We start from the raw sequence: 14,944 nt of genomic DNA, 5'->3' as shown, positions 1-14,944 counted from the left end.
GGCTCGTGCCCGACGGCGGTGACGTGAAGGCCGGGATCAGGGGAACCCGGCGGTCGTCGAGGGCGCGGGTGCGCCGAGGACGGAGGAAACCATGGACGGCAGCAGGCCGCTCGCCCTGGTCACCGGGGCGTCCAGCGGAATCGGGTACGAACTCGCCGCGCTGTTCGCGGAGCACGGCTACGACCTCGTGGTCAACGCCGAGGACGAACGGCTGGAGCACGCCGCCCAGCGGCTGCGGGAGACCGGCGTGGAGGTACGGGCCGTACGCGCGGACCTCAGGAACCCCGACGGCGTGGACCACCTGGTCGCCGCCCTGACCGGGCTCACGGTGGACGTGGCGGCCCTCAACGCCGGGGTGGGGCAGGGCGGCGCCTTCGTCGACACCGACCTCGCGGACGACCAGTCCGTCATCGACCTCAACGTGACGTCGACCGTGCGGCTCACCAAGCCCCTCCTGCGGGACATGGTGGCGCGCGGGGTCGGACGGCTCATGTTCACGTCCTCGGTCGCAGCGACGATGCCGGGCTCCTTCCAGTCGGTCTACAACGCGTCGAAGTCGTTCGTCCAGTCCTTCGCGCAGGCCCTCCAGGAGGAGGTCGCGGACACCGGTGTCACGGTCACCTCTTTCATGCCTGGGCCGACGGAGACCGACTTCTTCCGGCGGGCCGGCATGGAGGACACCAAGGTCGGCACCATGCCGAAGGACGACCCGGCGCAGGTCGCCCGGCAGGCGTTCGACGCCGTCATGAAGGGCCGCGGGAAGCTGGTCACCGGTTCGGCGAAGACCAAGGCCCAGGGGGTGGCGGACAAGGTGCTGCCGGACCGCGTCAAGGCGGCCGTACACCGCCGGATGGCCGAACCCGGGACGGCGGCGCAGGACGACGACGGCTAGCACCTCCCGTGGGGCCCGTCCGTCGCCCGATGGGCCCCTTGTGGGCGGCTCGTTCCCGGTGGAAGGATGCCCGGGGCACCGGCTCACCGCACCGAAGGGACCGTCGTGACCGACGACCAGGACCGCCCGCGGGCCGCCGCCGCGTTCGACGCGCTGGGCGCCGAGTACGAGAAGGCGTTCGCCGGGTCGAAGACGCACCGCCGCTCACTGGAGTGGCTGCTGGCGCGGCTCGCGCCGGGCAGCCGGGTGCTGGACGTGGGCAGCGGCACGGGCCGGCCCACCGCCGAGACCCTCGCGAACGCCGGGCACGAGGTGCTGGGCATCGACGTCTCCCCCGTCATGGTGGAGCTGGCCGCACGACAGGTGCCGGCCGCCACCTTCCGGTGCGCCGACGTCCGTGACGTACCGCTCGCGGACGGCTCGTTCGACGCCGTCTGCGTGTACTTCTCGCTGCTCCAGCTGGACCGGCGGGAGCAGACGGATCTCGTACGGCGTCTGGCGCGGTTGCTGAAGCCGGAGGGTCACCTGGTCCTGGCCACCGTGCCGCTCGACGTGGAGGGAGTCGACGCCACCTTCATGGGTCAGCCGGTGCGTGTGACCAGCTTCCCCGCGCAGGAGCTGATCGCCCTGGCCGAGGACGCGGGCCTGGAGGTGCTGACGCAGGAGGCGTCGATGTTCACTCCGGCCCACCCGGACGCCCGGCCGGAGCCGCACCTCTTCCTGCACTGCCGGCGCACGGGGCAGCCCCGGATGGGGTAACTGCGCACGCGCGGACCGGGGTCCCGCGGTCAGAGTGGGCAGCATGACAGAACCTGGCGAGCGACGGCGCCACACCACTTCAACGGCCACGCGCGAGCGTGGCGTGCGGGACGCCCGCGACGCCGCCCGGCACGCCGCCGACGCCCTGTCCGAGCTGATCCGGCACCACCTCGAAGGGGTCTCCGCGGTGTGCCGGAGCGAGGACGGCGGCTGGATCGTCAACGTGGACGTGCTGGAGGTGGCGCGCATCCCCGACACCACCAGCCTGCTCGCCACCTACGAGGTCGAGCTGGACGCGGCGGGCGACCTGATCCAGTACCGCAGGATCGCGCGCTACCGGCGCGGTGCCCAGGACCAGTGAGCGGAACGTGAGGCCCGCACCCGGAAGGACCACCGCATGATCACCTACGACGACGAGGTCGTCTGCGCGCCCCGCGCCGGAACCCTCTACGACGTCCTCGAACTCATCCTCGACCGCGGCATGGTCATCGACGTCTTCGTGCGCGTCTCCCTGGTCGGCATCGAGATCCTCAAGGTGGACGCACGCATCGTGGTCGCGAGCGTCGACACCTATCTGCGGTTCGCCGAGGCCTGCAACCGCCTGGACCTGGAGCACGACGTGCGCTCCAAGACCGTCCCCGAGATGTTCGGCAGCCCCATGGCCAGGACCGTGGGCAAGGCGGGCGCCAAGCGGACGGCGCGCTCCCTCACCGACAAGGTGCGCGACGTCCTCACGCCCGAGCACGAGGAGGAGACGGAGGAGGAGACGGAGGCCCGTCCCCGCGAACGCGCGGAACGCGCCCGGAGCACGCAGCGGCCCCGCAGTCGGTCCGCCGCACGCCCCCGCGACGAGGACGACCGCCCCCGTTCCCGCCCCCGCCGGCGCACCGAGACGGAGGACGAATGACCGCGCCCGCCACCACCGCCCCCGAATCCGCCCACGAATCCGCCCACGAATCCGCCCACGAATCCGCCGCCGCACCGAAGGCCCTCTACGTCTACGGCATCGCCCCCGCCGGGATCCGCACCCCCGGGTCCCAGGGCGTCGACGGCGCCCCCGTGCGGCTGTTGACCGAGTCCGGGCTGTGCGCCGCGGTGTCGGCCGCGCCCCCGCGGCTCCGGCCCCGCCGCCGGGACCTGCTGGCCCACCAGGCCGTCCTGGACGAACTGGCGGCACAGGGACCGGTGCTGCCCATGCGGTTCGCGGTCCTCAGCCCCCGGACCGACACCCTGCTCGCCCAGTTGCGCGCCGACGCGGCCCACTTGACGGAACAGCTCGACGGCGTACGCGGGTGCGTGGAACTCAACGTCAAGGGGACTGTCGTGCCCGGCCACTTCGCCGATCTGGTGCGCCGGGACGACAAGCTGCGGACCCTGGCCCTGCGGACCCGACGCCGGCCGGACTACGAGGCCAACGTCCGGCTGGGCGAGGCGATCGCCCTCGGCGTGCGCCGCGAGGCACGGCGCGCCGCCCGGGAGGTCGTCGACCGACTGGCCCCGCTCGCCGTGCGCACGGCGCAGGGCGCGACCGACGACGAGCAGGTCCTCAGCGCGTCGTTCCTGCTGCGTTCGGCGGACGAACCGCGGTTCAGGGAGGCGCTGGCGGAACGGTCCCGGGCCTGCGGCGACCGGCTGACCCTCAGCGTGACCGGCCCCCTGCCCTGCTACAGCTTCGTCGACCCGCGCCCCACGACGCCGGCCGGCCGGTGACCGCATGGGCATCGTGAGCGGTCTCCTCCTGCTGCCCCTCGCACCGGTGCGCGGCACGGCGTGGATCGCGGACCACCTGCTCCAGGAGGCCCGGCGCCAGGCCCACGACCCGCGCGCCGTACAAGCGCGGCTGGCCGCACTCAACCGGGCCCTGGACGAGGGCGCCATCGACGAGGCGGCCTTCGAGCGGGAGGAGGAGCGTCTGCTCACCCTCCTCGAACGCCCGGCCCGGCCCACCGGCCGTACCACCACCACGAAACCAGCGCGGAGACGACACCTATGAACGACAGCAGGACGGCCATGGCGGCGGCCGTGGCGGGCGGATACCTCCTGGGGCGCACCAAGAAGGCCAAGCTCGCCTTCGCGGTCGGCTCCTACCTCGTGGGCAGACGCGTCGGCCTCTCCCCCGGCCAGGTCCTCGGCCAGGGACTGGGCAGCCTGCAACGGGCGCCACAGTTCCAGGAGTTGACCGACCAGGTCCGGGGCGAGCTGCTGACCGCCGGACGCGCGGCCGTCACCGCCGCGGCGAACCGCCGCCTCACCGGCCTCGCGGACACCCTCCGCGACCGTACCGACGCGCTCACCGACGAGAGCCGACGGGACGACGGCCAGGACGACTACGACGACCACGACGACTCCTGGGACGAGAACGCTCCGGACGAGGACGCCTACTTCGACGAGGAGGACCGCGAGGAGGACCGACGGCCCGCGCCGGCGCCGCCCCGGAAGACGGCCAAGAAGGCTCCGCCGCGCAAGGCCGCGCCTCCCGCGAAGAAGGCGGCCAGGAAGACGGCCGCCAAGAAGGCTGCCGGACCGGCCGAGCGGACCGCGGCCCCGCGCACCGGGCGCGGAGGTGGGCGGGCATGACCCCCGACCGGCAGGGTGACAGTGGAGCGTCTCCGCTCGGTGACCTCAAGGACGCCTTGGGCGGCTACCTCTCCGCCACAGGTCACAGCCTCGTCGGCAGGGCGGGGGAACGGCTCGGGTCGCTGACCGACCGCCTGACCGAGTCGGTCGGCGGCGGTGACTCCAAGAACAACGGCGGTGACTCCAAGAACGACGGCAGTGGCTCCAAGAACGACGGCAGTGGCTCCAAGAACGACGGCAGTGGCTCCAAGAACGACGGCAGTGGCTCCAAGAACGACGGCAGTGGCTCCAAGAGCGGCGGCGGTGGTTCCAAGAGCGGCGGCGGCAGCGTCAAGGCGACGCACATCATGGAGACCGTCGACATCGGCGTCCCCCTGCGCACCGTCTACGACCGGTGGACGCAGCTCCAGGACTTCAGCGGCTTCACCAAAGGTGTCCAGAGCGTCAGCCCCCATGACGAGGTGACCTCGGACTGGACCGCCAAGATCGCCTTCTCGACCCGCGGTTGGAAGGCGACCGTCCAGGAGCAGATCCCCGACCAGCGGATCGTCTGGACCTCCGAGGGCGCCAAGGGCAGTACCAACGGGGTGGTCAGCTTCCACGAACTGGCACCCCGGCTGACCCGGGTCGTCGTGGTCGTCGAGTACTACCCGGCGGGCTTCTTCGAGAAGACCGGCAACCTCTGGCGCGCCCAGGGACGGCGGCTGCGGCTGGACCTGAAGCACTTCGCGCGGCACGTGACCCTGGCGGACGACGAGGAGGTCGAGGGCTGGCGCGGCGAGATCCGCGACGGCGAGGTCGTCAAGAGCCACGAGGAAGCGCTGGAGGAGGAGAACGCCGAAGAACCCGATGAGTACGAAGACGATGAGGGGGACGAAGAGGACGCAGAGGACGAGTACGAGGACGACGAGGAGGAGCCGTATGCGGACGAAGGAGACGAGGAAGACGACGAGGACGACGAACGTTCCCGCCCGCGTCGCTGAGGACTCCGCCGCGGGGAGTACGCGGTGACCGACCTCGACCACCGGTACCCGGGCCCGGAGACGCAGTCCTACGGTCCGCCCTCCGGCAGCCTCGCCGACCTCCTGGAACGCGTCCTCGACAAGGGCATCGTCATCGCCGGCGACATCAAGATCGACCTGCTCGACATCGAACTGCTGACGATCCGGCTGCGGTTGTTCATCGCCTCGGTGGACACCGCGAAGAAGGCGGGCATCGACTGGTGGGAGACCGATCCCGCGCTGTCGTCCCGGGCCGCCCGGGACGCGCTCGCCGAGGAGAACGCGCGGCTGCGGGAGCGCCTCGACGCCCTGGAGGGGACCGCCGAGGAGACCACCGGAGCCGTGCGATGAGCACGACCGCCGCCGGACCGGCGGCCCCCGGCATCGTCTGCGCCTTCGCCGTCACCCGCACCCCGCCGGATCCGGCCGCCCTGGCCGCGGCGAGGGGACACGAGGAGGGTGGCCCGCTGCGCGTCCTGAGCGCGGGAGACCTGTGCCTGGTCGTTCAGGACGTCCCCGCGACCCTGTTCGACGAGGAGGCGCTGACGGAGCGTCTCAACCGGCCCGACGACCTCGAACGCTGCGCGCGCGCCCATCACCGGGGCGTCGAGGCCGCGGCCGGGCGGGGCCCCGTCGTGCCGCTGCCGATGGCGACCCTGTACCGCGGCGACCTGACCGCGGCGCGGGCCGTCGCCGCCCGGCGGCCGGTGCTGGACACGCTGCTCGACCGCCTCCGCGACCGTACGGAGTGGGCGGTGAAGGTGCACGCCGCCGAGCCCCCGCCCGAGTCCGCCGCGGACACCGGCGCCCGCACCGGCTCCGGCGGACGCGCCTATCTCAGCCGGGTCAGCGCACGGCGGCGCGACCGGCAGAGCGCCCACGACGAGGCGCTGGCCGAGGCGGAGGCCGTCGACGCGGAGCTGCGGCGGTACGCGGTCGCCGCGACACGGCACCGCCCGCAGAGCGAGCGGCTGACGGGCCGCCGCGCCCCGCAACTGCTCAACATCGCCTACCTGGTGGAGGACGCGCGGCGTACCGCCTTCGCCGAAGCCCTGGCGCGGCTCACCGCCGACGGCCGGCATCGGGCCGTACGGGTCGACGCCTCCGGCCCGTGGATCCCGTACTCCTTCGCCCGCTGGGACGAGGACCCGCAGGCCGGAACGGACCGGGAGGCCGCTTCGTGACCGCCTCGGACACCCGTACGCCGGGCCCGGCCCCCGTGCCCTGGGGCGGACCGGAGCCGTACGCACCGGTCGGGGTGCCCCTGGTCGACCTGCTGGACCGGGTGCTGGCGACCGGAGTCGTGGTCAGCGGCGACCTGGTGCTGGCCATCGCGGACGTGCCGCTGGTGCGGATCTCCCTGCACGCGCTGCTGTCGTCGGTGAACGAGCGGGTGCCCGCTCCCTGGCCGGACAGCGGGCCGCTGTGACCGCGCCCCGGGCCCACGCCCTGGACCTGGATCCCGAGCGGGTCACCAACGACCTGGCCGCGCTGGTCCTCACCGTGGTGGAGTTGCTGCGCCAGCTCATGGAGCGCCAGGCTGTGCGCCGCTTCGACGAGGGGACGCTGAGCGAGGAGCAGGAGGACCGGCTCGGTACGGCGCTCATGCTGCTCGACGAGCGCATGGACGACCTGTGTGCCCAGCACGGCCTGAGCCGCGCCGATCTGAACCTCGACCTGGGACCGCTCGGACCGCTGCTGGCGGACCCGGAACCGTAGGGACGCCCGGCACGAGCGATCGTTATGATGGCGCAGAATCGCTCAAACGAACATTCTCGGGTGGGGAGACCTGATGCGGGAGCCGGTCGATCTCAGGCGCCAGCGGATACTTGCGGCGGTCCAGGCGCGCGGTACCGCGCGGGTGCGTGATCTCGCCGACGAGTTGCAGGTCTCGGTGGTCACCGTGCGCCGGGACGTCGAGGAGCTGACGCGCGAGGGCAGGCTGAGCCGCGGCCACGGGGTCGTGCGGTCGACGCTGCCGGCCCGGGAGACGGCCCACGAGCAGGTCCCGGCGGGCGGGGACCGGGTGGCCGTGGTGGTTCCCGTACGGCACTCGTACCTGACCGAGACCCTGCACGGGGCGCGCACGGTCCTGGAGCGGGCCGGTGTGCGCATGGCCCTGCATCTCGCGCCGCAGGCATCCGGTGCGGAGCGCCCGCTGGTGGAGCGGGCGCTGGCCGACGGCGCGGACGGGCTGCTGATAGCGCCGCGGTGGCGCGGCCGGGCCGACGAGGAGGCCGACCACGAGTGGCTGGCCGGGATCGGGGTGCCGACGGTGCTGATGGAGCGCCGCCCGTGGCGCGGCAGCGCGCTGCACGCCCTGGACTCGGTGTGCTCGGACCATTGGTACGGCGCGCACCTGGCGGTGGAGCACCTGGTGGGGCTCGGGCACCGGCGCATCGTGTTCGCCACCCGCCACGACAGCCCCACCGCCCGCTCGCTGCGGGCCGCCTTCACCGAGATCGCCGGGGCGCATCCCCTGGTGGAGCAGTGGGCGTGGACACTGGTCGCGCCGGAGGCCGGGGCCGACGGGCCGTACTCGGCGGACGAGACGGCGGAGCTGCCGGCGCTGATGCGCAAGGTGGGTGCGACGGCGATGGTGCTGCACGGTGACGTGGACGCGCTGATGGTCGTCCAGCGGCTCGCGGAGGAGGGCGTGCGGGTGCCGGAGGACTGCTCGGTGGTGGCGTACGACGATGTCGTGGCCGGTCTCGCCTCGCCGCCGCTGACGGCCGTGTCGCCGCCGAAGGCGGAGGTCGGGCACGCGGCGGCGGAGCTGCTGCTCCAGCGACTGGCCGAGACTCCCGGCAGTCGGCAGCCGGGCCGGCGGGTCGAGCTGCTGCCGCGGCTGATGGTGCGTGGATCGACGGACCGGTCGGTCGAACCGTTCGACGAATGAGCGTTTGAGCGTTTCATTTTCTTCTGATCGATCTATTGACCGTTTGAGTCAGGGCGTTCAGGATTCCCGTGTCTCGAAGAGTCGTGTCCGCGCCCGCGCGGACCCGCAGGAGCCGCGGAGGCACCATGCCCGGACGACCCAGCCGTCGCTCCGTGCTCGCCGCGATGACCGCCCTCCCCCTGACAGGAGCCGCGAGCGCCTGCAGCGGGGGGAATGGCGCATCGTCGGCCCGCACGGGCACCACCACCCGCATCACCTTCTGGTCCGCCCTGCGCGGCAGCCAGGAAGTGGTCGACGCGTTCAACCGCACCCACCGGAACACCCAGGTGGAGTTCCAGCAGATCCCCTCCGGCGGGCAGGGCGGCTACGCCAAGCTCAGCAACGCCGCCCGGGCCGGGAACGCTCCCGATGTCGCCACCCTCGAGTATCCGCAGGTCCCGGGGTTCGCCATCGACGGCGTCGCCCGCGACATCACCGACCTGGTCAGTGACGGTCTGCGCCGCAAGCTGCTGCCGCAGGCGCTCGGGCTGACCACCTTCGAGCGCCGGGTGTTCGCCGTGCCGCTGGACGTCGAGCCCATGGTGATGCACTACCGCGCCGACCTCTTCGACCACTACGGGCTCGAAGTCGCCCGCACCTGGGACGAGTTCGCCGAGCAGGCGGCGACCGTGCGGCGCAAGGCACCCGACCGCAGGCTGGCGCTCTTCCCGACCGACGGGATGACCCAGTTCGCCTGCTACGCCTGGCAGGCGGGCGCCCAGTGGTTCGACACCTCGAAGGGCGCCTGGAACGTCTCCCTCGCCGACGCGCCCTCCCGGCGGGTCGCGGAGTACTGGCAGGGGCTGATCGACCGGGACGACGTCTTCATGAACGCCGTCGAGAGCAGGCAGTCGGACGCGCAGATCGGCAACGGACTGGTCCTCACCCGGCTCAGCGGCGCCTGGGACGCCGGCGCCCAGATGAACGCGCGGCCCGGGCAGAAGGGCCAGTGGCGGATCGCGCCGCTGCCGCAGTGGGACACCGGCAGCCCCTCGGCCGGCACGCACGGCGGTTCGACCTTCGCGGTCACCGAGGACAGCAAGCATCCGGAGGCCGCGATGGAGTTCATCGAGTGGCAGGTCTCGCACCCCGACGCCCTGCGCGCCCGGCTCTCCAGCGGCGCCAGCAGCCAGTACCCGGCCGCCCCCGGCCTGGTCGCGGCGGGCCGCGACGCGTTCGACCGCTCGTACTACGGCGGTCAGGACATCTACACCCTGTTCGAGCAGGAGGCCGAGAAGATCGGCGACCAGTGGCTCTGGGGCCCGAGGATGAGCGCCACCCAGAAGGTCATGCAGGACTCCTTCGCCCGCGTCAGCGGCGGCCAGGGCAGTCTCGTCGAGTCGCTGCGCACCGCCCAGGAGGGCACCATGCCCGACCTCAAGGCCCTGGGCCTGTCCACCACCCAGCACAGCACCTGAGCCGACGAAAGGCAGGTGACACACCCATGACCACGACCACCCGCTCACGGGTGCCGGCCGGCGCCGTCCGCGCCGCCTCCCCGGCACCCTCCGCCTCGGGCCTGCGGGCCCGCAGAGCGGCCAAGCGCCGTCAACTGACCGCCGCCGGCGTCCTCATGACACCGTTCTTCGCCCTGCTGGTCACCGTCTTCCTCATTCCCGTCGGCACCGCCGTCCACCTCAGTTTCTTCAGCGACGACCAGCCCGGCCTCGGCTTCGGCCCCGAGCGCACGGTCTTCGTCGGGCTGCGCTCCTACGCGGCCGTCCTCACCGACCCCACCTTCCTCGGCGGGCTCGGCACGGTCGCCCTGTACTGCCTGATCTACATCCCGCTGATGGTCGTCGGCGCGCTCGCCCTCGCCCTGCTCCTCGACTCCGGCGTGGTCCGGCTGCGCGCCTTCGCCCAGCTCGGTCTGTTCCTGCCGCACGCGGTGCCCGGCATCATCGCGGCGCTGATCTGGCTGTACCTGTACACGCCCGGCATCAGCCCGGTGATCGAGCTGTTCGCGAAGGGCGACATCACGATCGACTTCCTGGGCGTGCACACGGTGATCCCGTCCATCGTGAACATCGCCCTGTGGAGCAACCTCGGCTACAACATGGTGGTCTTCTACGCCGCGCTCCAGGCCGTGCCGCGCGAGGTGATCGAGGCGTCCGTCGTCGACGGCGCGGGACCGGTGCGCACGGCGCTCCAGGTCAAGACGCCCCTGGTGCGGGCCTCCATCGTGATGGTCTCGATCTTCACCCTGATCTGGGCGCTCCAGCTGTTCACCGAGCCGATGCTGCTCAGCCAGTCCTCCCCGATGATCAACTCGCGCTTCTCGCCCAGCATGTACATCTACGACGCGGCCTTCACCCGCAACAACTACAGCCTCGCGGCGGCCGCCTCGGTGGTCCTGCTGGTGTGCACCATCGCCCTGTCCTACGGCGTCACCCGCTTCACCGGCCGCGCCGACTCCGAGGAGGCCCGATGAGCGCCGCCGACAGCTCCCTGCTCCGCCCGAAGCTGCTGGGCCGGGCCACCGTCAACGTGGTCGTCGCGGTCTCCGTCCTCTACACACTGCTGCCGGTGCTGTGGCTGGTGCTGGCCTCGACGAAGAACCGCGACGCGCTGTTCAGCAGCGACCTGCTGTCCCTGAGCGACTTCTCGCTCCTCCAGAACCTGGGGGACCTGTTCGCCATGGACGGCGGGCTGTACGGCCGCTGGTACGTCAACAGCCTGCTGTACGCGGTGATCGGCGCCGCCGTCGGCGCGCTGGTGAGCGTGGCCTGCGGCTACGCCTTCGACAAGTACCGCTTCCGGCACAAGGAGAAGCTGTTCGGCCTGGTCCTCGCGGCGGTCATGGTGCCGCAGACGGTGCTCGCGCTGCCGCTGTACCTGATGGCCTCCGAGGCCGGCCTGGTCAACACCTTCTGGTCGGTGTTCATCCCGGTGCTGTTCAATCCGTTCGGCGTCTACCTCGGCCGGATCTTCGCGCGGGGCTACGTGCCGGACGAGGTTCTGGAGGCGGCGCGGGTCGACGGGGCCGGTGAGCTGACCACGTACGCCCGGGTGGCGCTCAGGATGCTCGGGCCCGGTCTGATCACCGTCTTCCTGTTCCAGCTGACCGCGATCTGGAACAACTTCTTCCTCCCCATGGTGATGCTGTCCGACCAGGACCTGTATCCCGTCAGTCTCGGCCTGTACCAGTGGAACAGTTCGGCGTCCGTGTCGCCCGAGTACTACCCCGTGGTCATCATGGGCTCGCTGCTCGCCGTACTGCCGCTCATCCTCGCCTTCGTGCTGCTCCAGCGATTCTGGCGCAGCGGCCTGACCGCCGGAGCCGTCAAGTGACCGTGCACGCCCCCGGACCCGGCCGCCGGCCCCGTGCCGCCGTGGCCATGTCCCCGGACGCCGCCTCGGCCGTCCTCGACCCCCAGTCCCTCGCCGCGTTCCGCCGGGTCTGCGACCTCGCGCCGTTCCCGGTGCTCGACGACCTGTCCACGGCGCGGGCGAGATCCGTACTGGCGGACGTGGAGCTGCTGATCACCGGGTGGGGCTGTCCGCCGCTGGACGCGGAGGTGCTGCGGGCGGCGCCCCGGCTGCGGGCCGTGGTGCACACGGCGGGCAGTGTCCGCGGGCATGTCACGGACGCGTGCTGGGAGCGGGGCGTCGAGGTCTCCTCGGCCGCCGCGGCCAACGCGCTGCCGGTGGCCGAGTACACCCTCGGCATGATCCTGCTGAGCGGCAAGCGGGTGCTGGAGCGGGCCCGCGACTTCCGGGTGTCCCGGACCCGCGGCAACTGGCTGCGCACCTCGCGCGGTGTCGGCAACTACCGGCGCACGGTCGGCATCCTGTCGGCCTCGCTGATCGGCCGCCGGGTCATCGAGCTGCTGCGGCCGCACGACGTCGAGGTCCTCCTGCACGACCCGTACGTCACGGACGCGGAGGCCGCCGGGCTGGGCGTCGAGAACGTGGGGCTGCCCGAGTTGTTCGCGCGCTGCGACACCGTCAGCGTGCACACCCCGCTGCTGCCCACGACCCGCGGCCTGGTGAGCCGTTCGCTGATCGACGCGATGCCCGCCGACGCGGTGCTGATCAACACCTCCCGCGGGGCGGTCGTCGACCAGGAGGCGCTCACCGACGCCGTGGCGGCGGGCCGGATCCGGGCCGTGCTGGACGTCACCGACCCCGAGGTGCTCCCGCCGGACCACCCGCTGTGGGACTGCGAGCACGCCCTGATCACCCCGCACCTGGCCGGTTCCGAGGGCAACGAGTGGCGCCGGCTGGCCGATCTCGCCCTCGCCGAGACGACCCGCTGGGCGTCCGGTTCCGGCTTTCTCCATCCCGTACGACGCGAAAGGCTGGCGTTCCTGGCATGAGCATCCCGTTCGAACTGCCCACCGAGGACCGTGCGTCGAGCCCGTACACCGGTTACACCCGGGCCCACTGGGAGGCCGTCGCGGACGGGCTGCTGTGGGCCGCGTGGCGCTGGAGCACCCCGGGCCGCGCCCTGCTCGACCTGCCGGGACGGCCCTCGCGCTCGGGTGTGCGCTCCGACGGTCTGGAGGGTTTCGCGCGGACGTTCCTCGCGGCGGGCTTCCGCGTCGCGGGCGCGGGCGGCGAGGATCCGCACGGCTGGCTGGACCGCTACGCGGAGGGCCTCGCCTCGGGCACCCGCTCCCCCGGTCGCGACGACACCGAGTCCTGGCCGCTGATCCTCGACCACGACGTGCAGGGCCAGCCCATGGTCGAGTCGGCTTCGGTGGCGCTGGGGCTGCGGCTGACCGCACCGTGGCTGTGGAAGAACCTCGACTCCGGGGTCCAGGACCGGGTGGAGGAGTGGCTGCGCGGGGCGCTGCGGCACGTGCCGGCGCCGAACAACTGGTACCTGTTCCCGTACACGGTCGCCGGGTTCCTGGAGTCGGTCGGCCGCGGCGACGCGGAGACGGCCGCGGCCAGGGAGCGGGCGCTGGGGCTGATGGAGGGCTGGTACCGGGGCGAGGGCTGGTACGCCGACGGCGACGGACGCGCCTTCGACCACTACAACGGCTGGGCGCTGCACCTGTACCCGGTGCTCGACGCCCACCTCGGCGGCGACATTGGGGCCCTTGCCCTTTACGGGGACCGGCTGCGCGCCCACCTCGACGGCTTCGCCCTGATGTTCGGGGCCGACGGGGCGCCGCTGCACTTCGGCCGTTCGCTCACCTACCGCTTCGCCGCGTCGGCGGCCGTGGGCCTGGGCGCGCTGACCGGGCACACCCCGCTGACGCCGGGTGCCTCGCGGCGGCTGGTGAGCGGCAGCCTGCGGTACTTCGTGGACCGCGGGGCGCTGACCGACGAGGGGCTGCTCGGCCTGGGCTGGTACGGTCCGCACGAGGCGACCCTGCAGCCGTACTCGGGCCCGGCCTCCCCGTACTGGGCGTCGAAGGCGTTCGTCTCGCTCCTCGCCCCGGCGGACCACCCGCTGTGGACGGCGGCGGAGGAGCCCGCGCCGGTCGAGGAGGCCGACCGCGTCCTGGCCCTGTCCGCGCCGGGGCTGCTGGTGCAGGCGACCCGCGGCGACGGGATCGTACGGCTGCACAACCACGGCAGCGACCACGTCCGGCCGCACGAGGGCGAGTCGGCGGCCGACGACGACCCGCACTACGGCCGGCAGGCCTACTCGACCCGGACGGGTCCCACGGCGCGGGAGAACGTGGCGGACAACCACCTGTCGGTCGAGGTGAACGGCCGGTCCAGTGTGCGGCGCCGCGTCCATCCGCTGGGAGCGGGCGACGGCGCCGGCTGGGGCTGGGCGGCGTCCTGGCACCGGCCCGTCTTCGTGGACGGACCGCCGATGGTGCCGGGGCTGCGGGTGGAGAGCGTGACGGTGGCCCGGGGGCAGTACGAGCTGCGGGTGCACCGGGTCGTCGGGGCGCCGCCCGGGGCGCGGGTCACGCACACCGGGTGGGCCACCGGTCCCGAGGAGCCCGTGACCTCCGCGCTGCACGGCCTCTACGGCTGGGAGCCCGGGGCGGAGACCGTGCGCGCCCCGCAGGGCACCGCGTATGTGCCGTGGGCGGAGGTGCCCCGGCTGTCCGGCGCGGCGGGCGGCACCTCCGTGCACGTCAGCCTGGCCGCGCTGACCGGTGAACCGGTGAACGTCCCGGTGGCCGACGCGGTCGCGGAGGTGGCGCCCGGTGGGGACGCCGTGGAGGTGGTCTGGTCGGCCGACGGCGCCCGCACCCGGGTCTCGTTCGGGCCGGTGGGGGTGACGCACACGGAGGGCTAGTTCGGTACGACGCTTCGAGGGCTCCGATCCGCGGTCGCGGTCGGAGCCCTCGCCGTGCGCGCTCTCCCCGTGCGCGCTCTCCCCGTGCGCCCTCCCCCACCGGCCCGCTGCCCCGCGCTCGCTCCCCTGTGCCCGCTCCCCCGTGCGCACGCCCCCGGTGGCGCGCCGCGCCCGGGCCGGTGACGCTGGAACGGCACCCGTGAGAAGGAGCCGTCTCCATGCGCAAGTCGTCGTGCACCGTGATCACGGCCCTGGCCGTGTGGGTCCTGTGCGCCGCTGGAGCGGAGGCCGCAGTGCTCCGCTCCCCGGACCTTCCGGGCGAAGTGACGGCGACCGAGTGCATCCAGGGCGGCGGAGTGATCATCATCTCGGCGGACGGGGAGGGGGCCGACTCCTTCACGAAGCTCTGCCGGGGCGGCATCCACGACGGACAAACCATCATCTGAGCCAACCGCCTCCGTGTACCCATGCCTTGAGTCCCGAACGCTGGGTACGCGGTCACGGCCCACCACGGCAGTCGGTACTCGAACACGAACGGGCGCGTGCAGCGGCCCGCCCAGAACGGA

Annotated in this window: 19 protein-coding genes; all 19 read left to right on the top strand. The window is 72.8% G+C overall.

The features are described 5' to 3' along the window. The first annotated feature begins 91 nt into the window (after nt 1–91). The 19 genes from ABS735_RS15515 to ABS735_RS15425 all read left to right on the top strand — a co-directional run bounded on the left by ABS735_RS15515 (nt 92) and on the right by ABS735_RS15425 (nt 14,824). A complete protein-coding gene (locus ABS735_RS15515; RefSeq protein ID WP_373905581.1) occupies nt 92–892 on the top strand; it encodes an SDR family NAD(P)-dependent oxidoreductase in 801 nt (266 codons plus the stop codon). 105 nt (nt 893–997) lie between these two features. Continuing rightward, nucleotides 998–1,651, top strand: a complete 654-nt coding sequence (locus tag ABS735_RS15510; RefSeq protein WP_373905582.1) for a class I SAM-dependent methyltransferase — start codon at nt 998–1,000, stop codon at nt 1,649–1,651. 43 nt (nt 1,652–1,694) lie between these two features. After that, nucleotides 1,695–2,012 (top strand): gas vesicle protein GvpO, encoded by a 318-nt coding sequence (locus ABS735_RS15505; protein WP_373905583.1) that lies wholly within the window; start codon nt 1,695–1,697, stop codon nt 2,010–2,012. Nucleotides 2,013–2,048: 36 nt separating this feature from the next. Continuing rightward, the gene (locus ABS735_RS15500; RefSeq protein WP_373905584.1) at nt 2,049–2,558 is read left to right on the top strand and encodes a gas vesicle structural protein GvpA; all 510 of its coding nucleotides are present in this window, start codon (nt 2,049–2,051) and stop codon (nt 2,556–2,558) included. Next, nucleotides 2,555–3,361 (top strand): GvpL/GvpF family gas vesicle protein, encoded by an 807-nt coding sequence (locus tag ABS735_RS15495; protein WP_373905585.1) that lies wholly within the window; start codon nt 2,555–2,557, stop codon nt 3,359–3,361. The genes ABS735_RS15500 and ABS735_RS15495 overlap by 4 nt, the downstream gene beginning before the upstream one ends. A gap of 4 nt (nt 3,362–3,365) precedes the next feature. Next, the gene (locus ABS735_RS15490; RefSeq protein WP_373905586.1) at nt 3,366–3,644 is read left to right on the top strand and encodes a gas vesicle protein GvpG; all 279 of its coding nucleotides are present in this window, start codon (nt 3,366–3,368) and stop codon (nt 3,642–3,644) included. Further along, nucleotides 3,641–4,228 (top strand): hypothetical protein, encoded by a 588-nt coding sequence (locus ABS735_RS15485; RefSeq protein WP_373905587.1) that lies wholly within the window; start codon nt 3,641–3,643, stop codon nt 4,226–4,228. The genes ABS735_RS15490 and ABS735_RS15485 overlap by 4 nt, the downstream gene beginning before the upstream one ends. Further along, entirely contained in the window at nt 4,225–5,211 is a 987-nt protein-coding gene (locus ABS735_RS15480) for an SRPBCC family protein (protein WP_373905588.1), read from the top strand. Before ABS735_RS15485 ends, ABS735_RS15480 begins: the two co-directional genes overlap by 4 nt. Before the next feature lie 24 nt (nt 5,212–5,235). Then, on the top strand, nt 5,236–5,580 hold the full coding sequence (locus tag ABS735_RS15475; protein WP_373905589.1) for a gas vesicle protein: 345 nt from the start codon (nt 5,236–5,238) through the stop codon (nt 5,578–5,580). Continuing rightward, nucleotides 5,577–6,413, top strand: a complete 837-nt coding sequence (locus ABS735_RS15470) for a GvpL/GvpF family gas vesicle protein (RefSeq protein WP_373905590.1) — start codon at nt 5,577–5,579, stop codon at nt 6,411–6,413. Before ABS735_RS15475 ends, ABS735_RS15470 begins: the two co-directional genes overlap by 4 nt. A 35-nt stretch (nt 6,414–6,448) precedes the next feature. Next, nucleotides 6,449–6,658 carry a gas vesicle protein gene (locus ABS735_RS15465; protein WP_055421623.1) on the top strand — a complete coding sequence of 70 codons (210 nt, stop codon included), beginning with the start codon at nt 6,449–6,451 and terminating at the stop codon, nt 6,656–6,658. Further along, nucleotides 6,655–6,948, top strand: coding sequence for a gas vesicle protein K (locus tag ABS735_RS15460; protein WP_373905591.1), 294 nt, complete (start codon nt 6,655–6,657; stop codon nt 6,946–6,948). Before ABS735_RS15465 ends, ABS735_RS15460 begins: the two co-directional genes overlap by 4 nt. A 73-nt stretch (nt 6,949–7,021) precedes the next feature. Next, nucleotides 7,022–8,128 carry a substrate-binding domain-containing protein gene (locus tag ABS735_RS15455; protein WP_373905592.1) on the top strand — a complete coding sequence of 369 codons (1,107 nt, stop codon included), beginning with the start codon at nt 7,022–7,024 and terminating at the stop codon, nt 8,126–8,128. Between the two features lie 125 nt (nt 8,129–8,253). Continuing rightward, the gene (locus tag ABS735_RS15450) at nt 8,254–9,585 is read left to right on the top strand and encodes an ABC transporter substrate-binding protein (protein ID WP_373905593.1); all 1,332 of its coding nucleotides are present in this window, start codon (nt 8,254–8,256) and stop codon (nt 9,583–9,585) included. A gap of 26 nt (nt 9,586–9,611) precedes the next feature. Next, nucleotides 9,612–10,598 carry a carbohydrate ABC transporter permease gene (locus tag ABS735_RS15445; RefSeq protein ID WP_373905594.1) on the top strand — a complete coding sequence of 329 codons (987 nt, stop codon included), beginning with the start codon at nt 9,612–9,614 and terminating at the stop codon, nt 10,596–10,598. Beyond that, nucleotides 10,595–11,458, top strand: coding sequence for a carbohydrate ABC transporter permease (locus tag ABS735_RS15440; protein ID WP_373905595.1), 864 nt, complete (start codon nt 10,595–10,597; stop codon nt 11,456–11,458). The genes ABS735_RS15445 and ABS735_RS15440 overlap by 4 nt, the downstream gene beginning before the upstream one ends. Then, nucleotides 11,455–12,486 carry a hydroxyacid dehydrogenase gene (locus tag ABS735_RS15435; RefSeq protein WP_373905596.1) on the top strand — a complete coding sequence of 344 codons (1,032 nt, stop codon included), beginning with the start codon at nt 11,455–11,457 and terminating at the stop codon, nt 12,484–12,486. The genes ABS735_RS15440 and ABS735_RS15435 overlap by 4 nt, the downstream gene beginning before the upstream one ends. Next, the gene (locus ABS735_RS15430; protein WP_373905597.1) at nt 12,483–14,378 is read left to right on the top strand and encodes a DUF2264 domain-containing protein; all 1,896 of its coding nucleotides are present in this window, start codon (nt 12,483–12,485) and stop codon (nt 14,376–14,378) included. The genes ABS735_RS15435 and ABS735_RS15430 overlap by 4 nt, the downstream gene beginning before the upstream one ends. A 218-nt stretch (nt 14,379–14,596) precedes the next feature. Further along, nucleotides 14,597–14,824, top strand: coding sequence for a hypothetical protein (locus tag ABS735_RS15425; protein ID WP_373905598.1), 228 nt, complete (start codon nt 14,597–14,599; stop codon nt 14,822–14,824). The last annotated feature ends 120 nt before the right edge of the window (nt 14,825–14,944 follow it).

Source organism: Streptomyces sp. MMCC 100, from assembly GCF_041538145.2.
GTDB lineage: Bacteria > Actinomycetota > Actinomycetes > Streptomycetales > Streptomycetaceae > Streptomyces.
The sequence above is the reverse complement of the archived record's forward strand: the minus strand, read 5'-3'. Positions and strand labels throughout refer to the sequence as shown.

Excerpts from the sequence above, each read along its gene's own strand:
- ABS735_RS15480 (WP_373905588.1), top strand. The coding sequence starts at position 4,225 with ATGACCCCCGACCGGCAGGGTGACAGTGGAGCGTCTCCGCTCGGTGAC.
- ABS735_RS15425 (WP_373905598.1), top strand. The coding sequence starts at position 14,597 with ATGCGCAAGTCGTCGTGCACCGTGATCACGGCCCTGGCCGTGTGGGTC.
- ABS735_RS15470 (WP_373905590.1), top strand. The coding sequence starts at position 5,577 with ATGAGCACGACCGCCGCCGGACCGGCGGCCCCCGGCATCGTCTGCGCC.
- ABS735_RS15495 (WP_373905585.1), top strand. The coding sequence starts at position 2,555 with ATGACCGCGCCCGCCACCACCGCCCCCGAATCCGCCCACGAATCCGCC.
- ABS735_RS15450 (WP_373905593.1), top strand. The coding sequence starts at position 8,254 with ATGCCCGGACGACCCAGCCGTCGCTCCGTGCTCGCCGCGATGACCGCC.
- ABS735_RS15430 (WP_373905597.1), top strand. The coding sequence starts at position 12,483 with ATGAGCATCCCGTTCGAACTGCCCACCGAGGACCGTGCGTCGAGCCCG.
- ABS735_RS15445 (WP_373905594.1), top strand. The coding sequence starts at position 9,612 with ATGACCACGACCACCCGCTCACGGGTGCCGGCCGGCGCCGTCCGCGCC.
- ABS735_RS15455 (WP_373905592.1), top strand. The coding sequence starts at position 7,022 with ATGCGGGAGCCGGTCGATCTCAGGCGCCAGCGGATACTTGCGGCGGTC.
- ABS735_RS15490 (WP_373905586.1), top strand. The coding sequence starts at position 3,366 with ATGGGCATCGTGAGCGGTCTCCTCCTGCTGCCCCTCGCACCGGTGCGC.
- ABS735_RS15505 (WP_373905583.1), top strand. The coding sequence starts at position 1,695 with ATGACAGAACCTGGCGAGCGACGGCGCCACACCACTTCAACGGCCACG.
- ABS735_RS15515 (WP_373905581.1), top strand. The coding sequence starts at position 92 with ATGGACGGCAGCAGGCCGCTCGCCCTGGTCACCGGGGCGTCCAGCGGA.
- ABS735_RS15500 (WP_373905584.1), top strand. The coding sequence starts at position 2,049 with ATGATCACCTACGACGACGAGGTCGTCTGCGCGCCCCGCGCCGGAACC.
- ABS735_RS15485 (WP_373905587.1), top strand. The coding sequence starts at position 3,641 with ATGAACGACAGCAGGACGGCCATGGCGGCGGCCGTGGCGGGCGGATAC.
- ABS735_RS15440 (WP_373905595.1), top strand. The coding sequence starts at position 10,595 with ATGAGCGCCGCCGACAGCTCCCTGCTCCGCCCGAAGCTGCTGGGCCGG.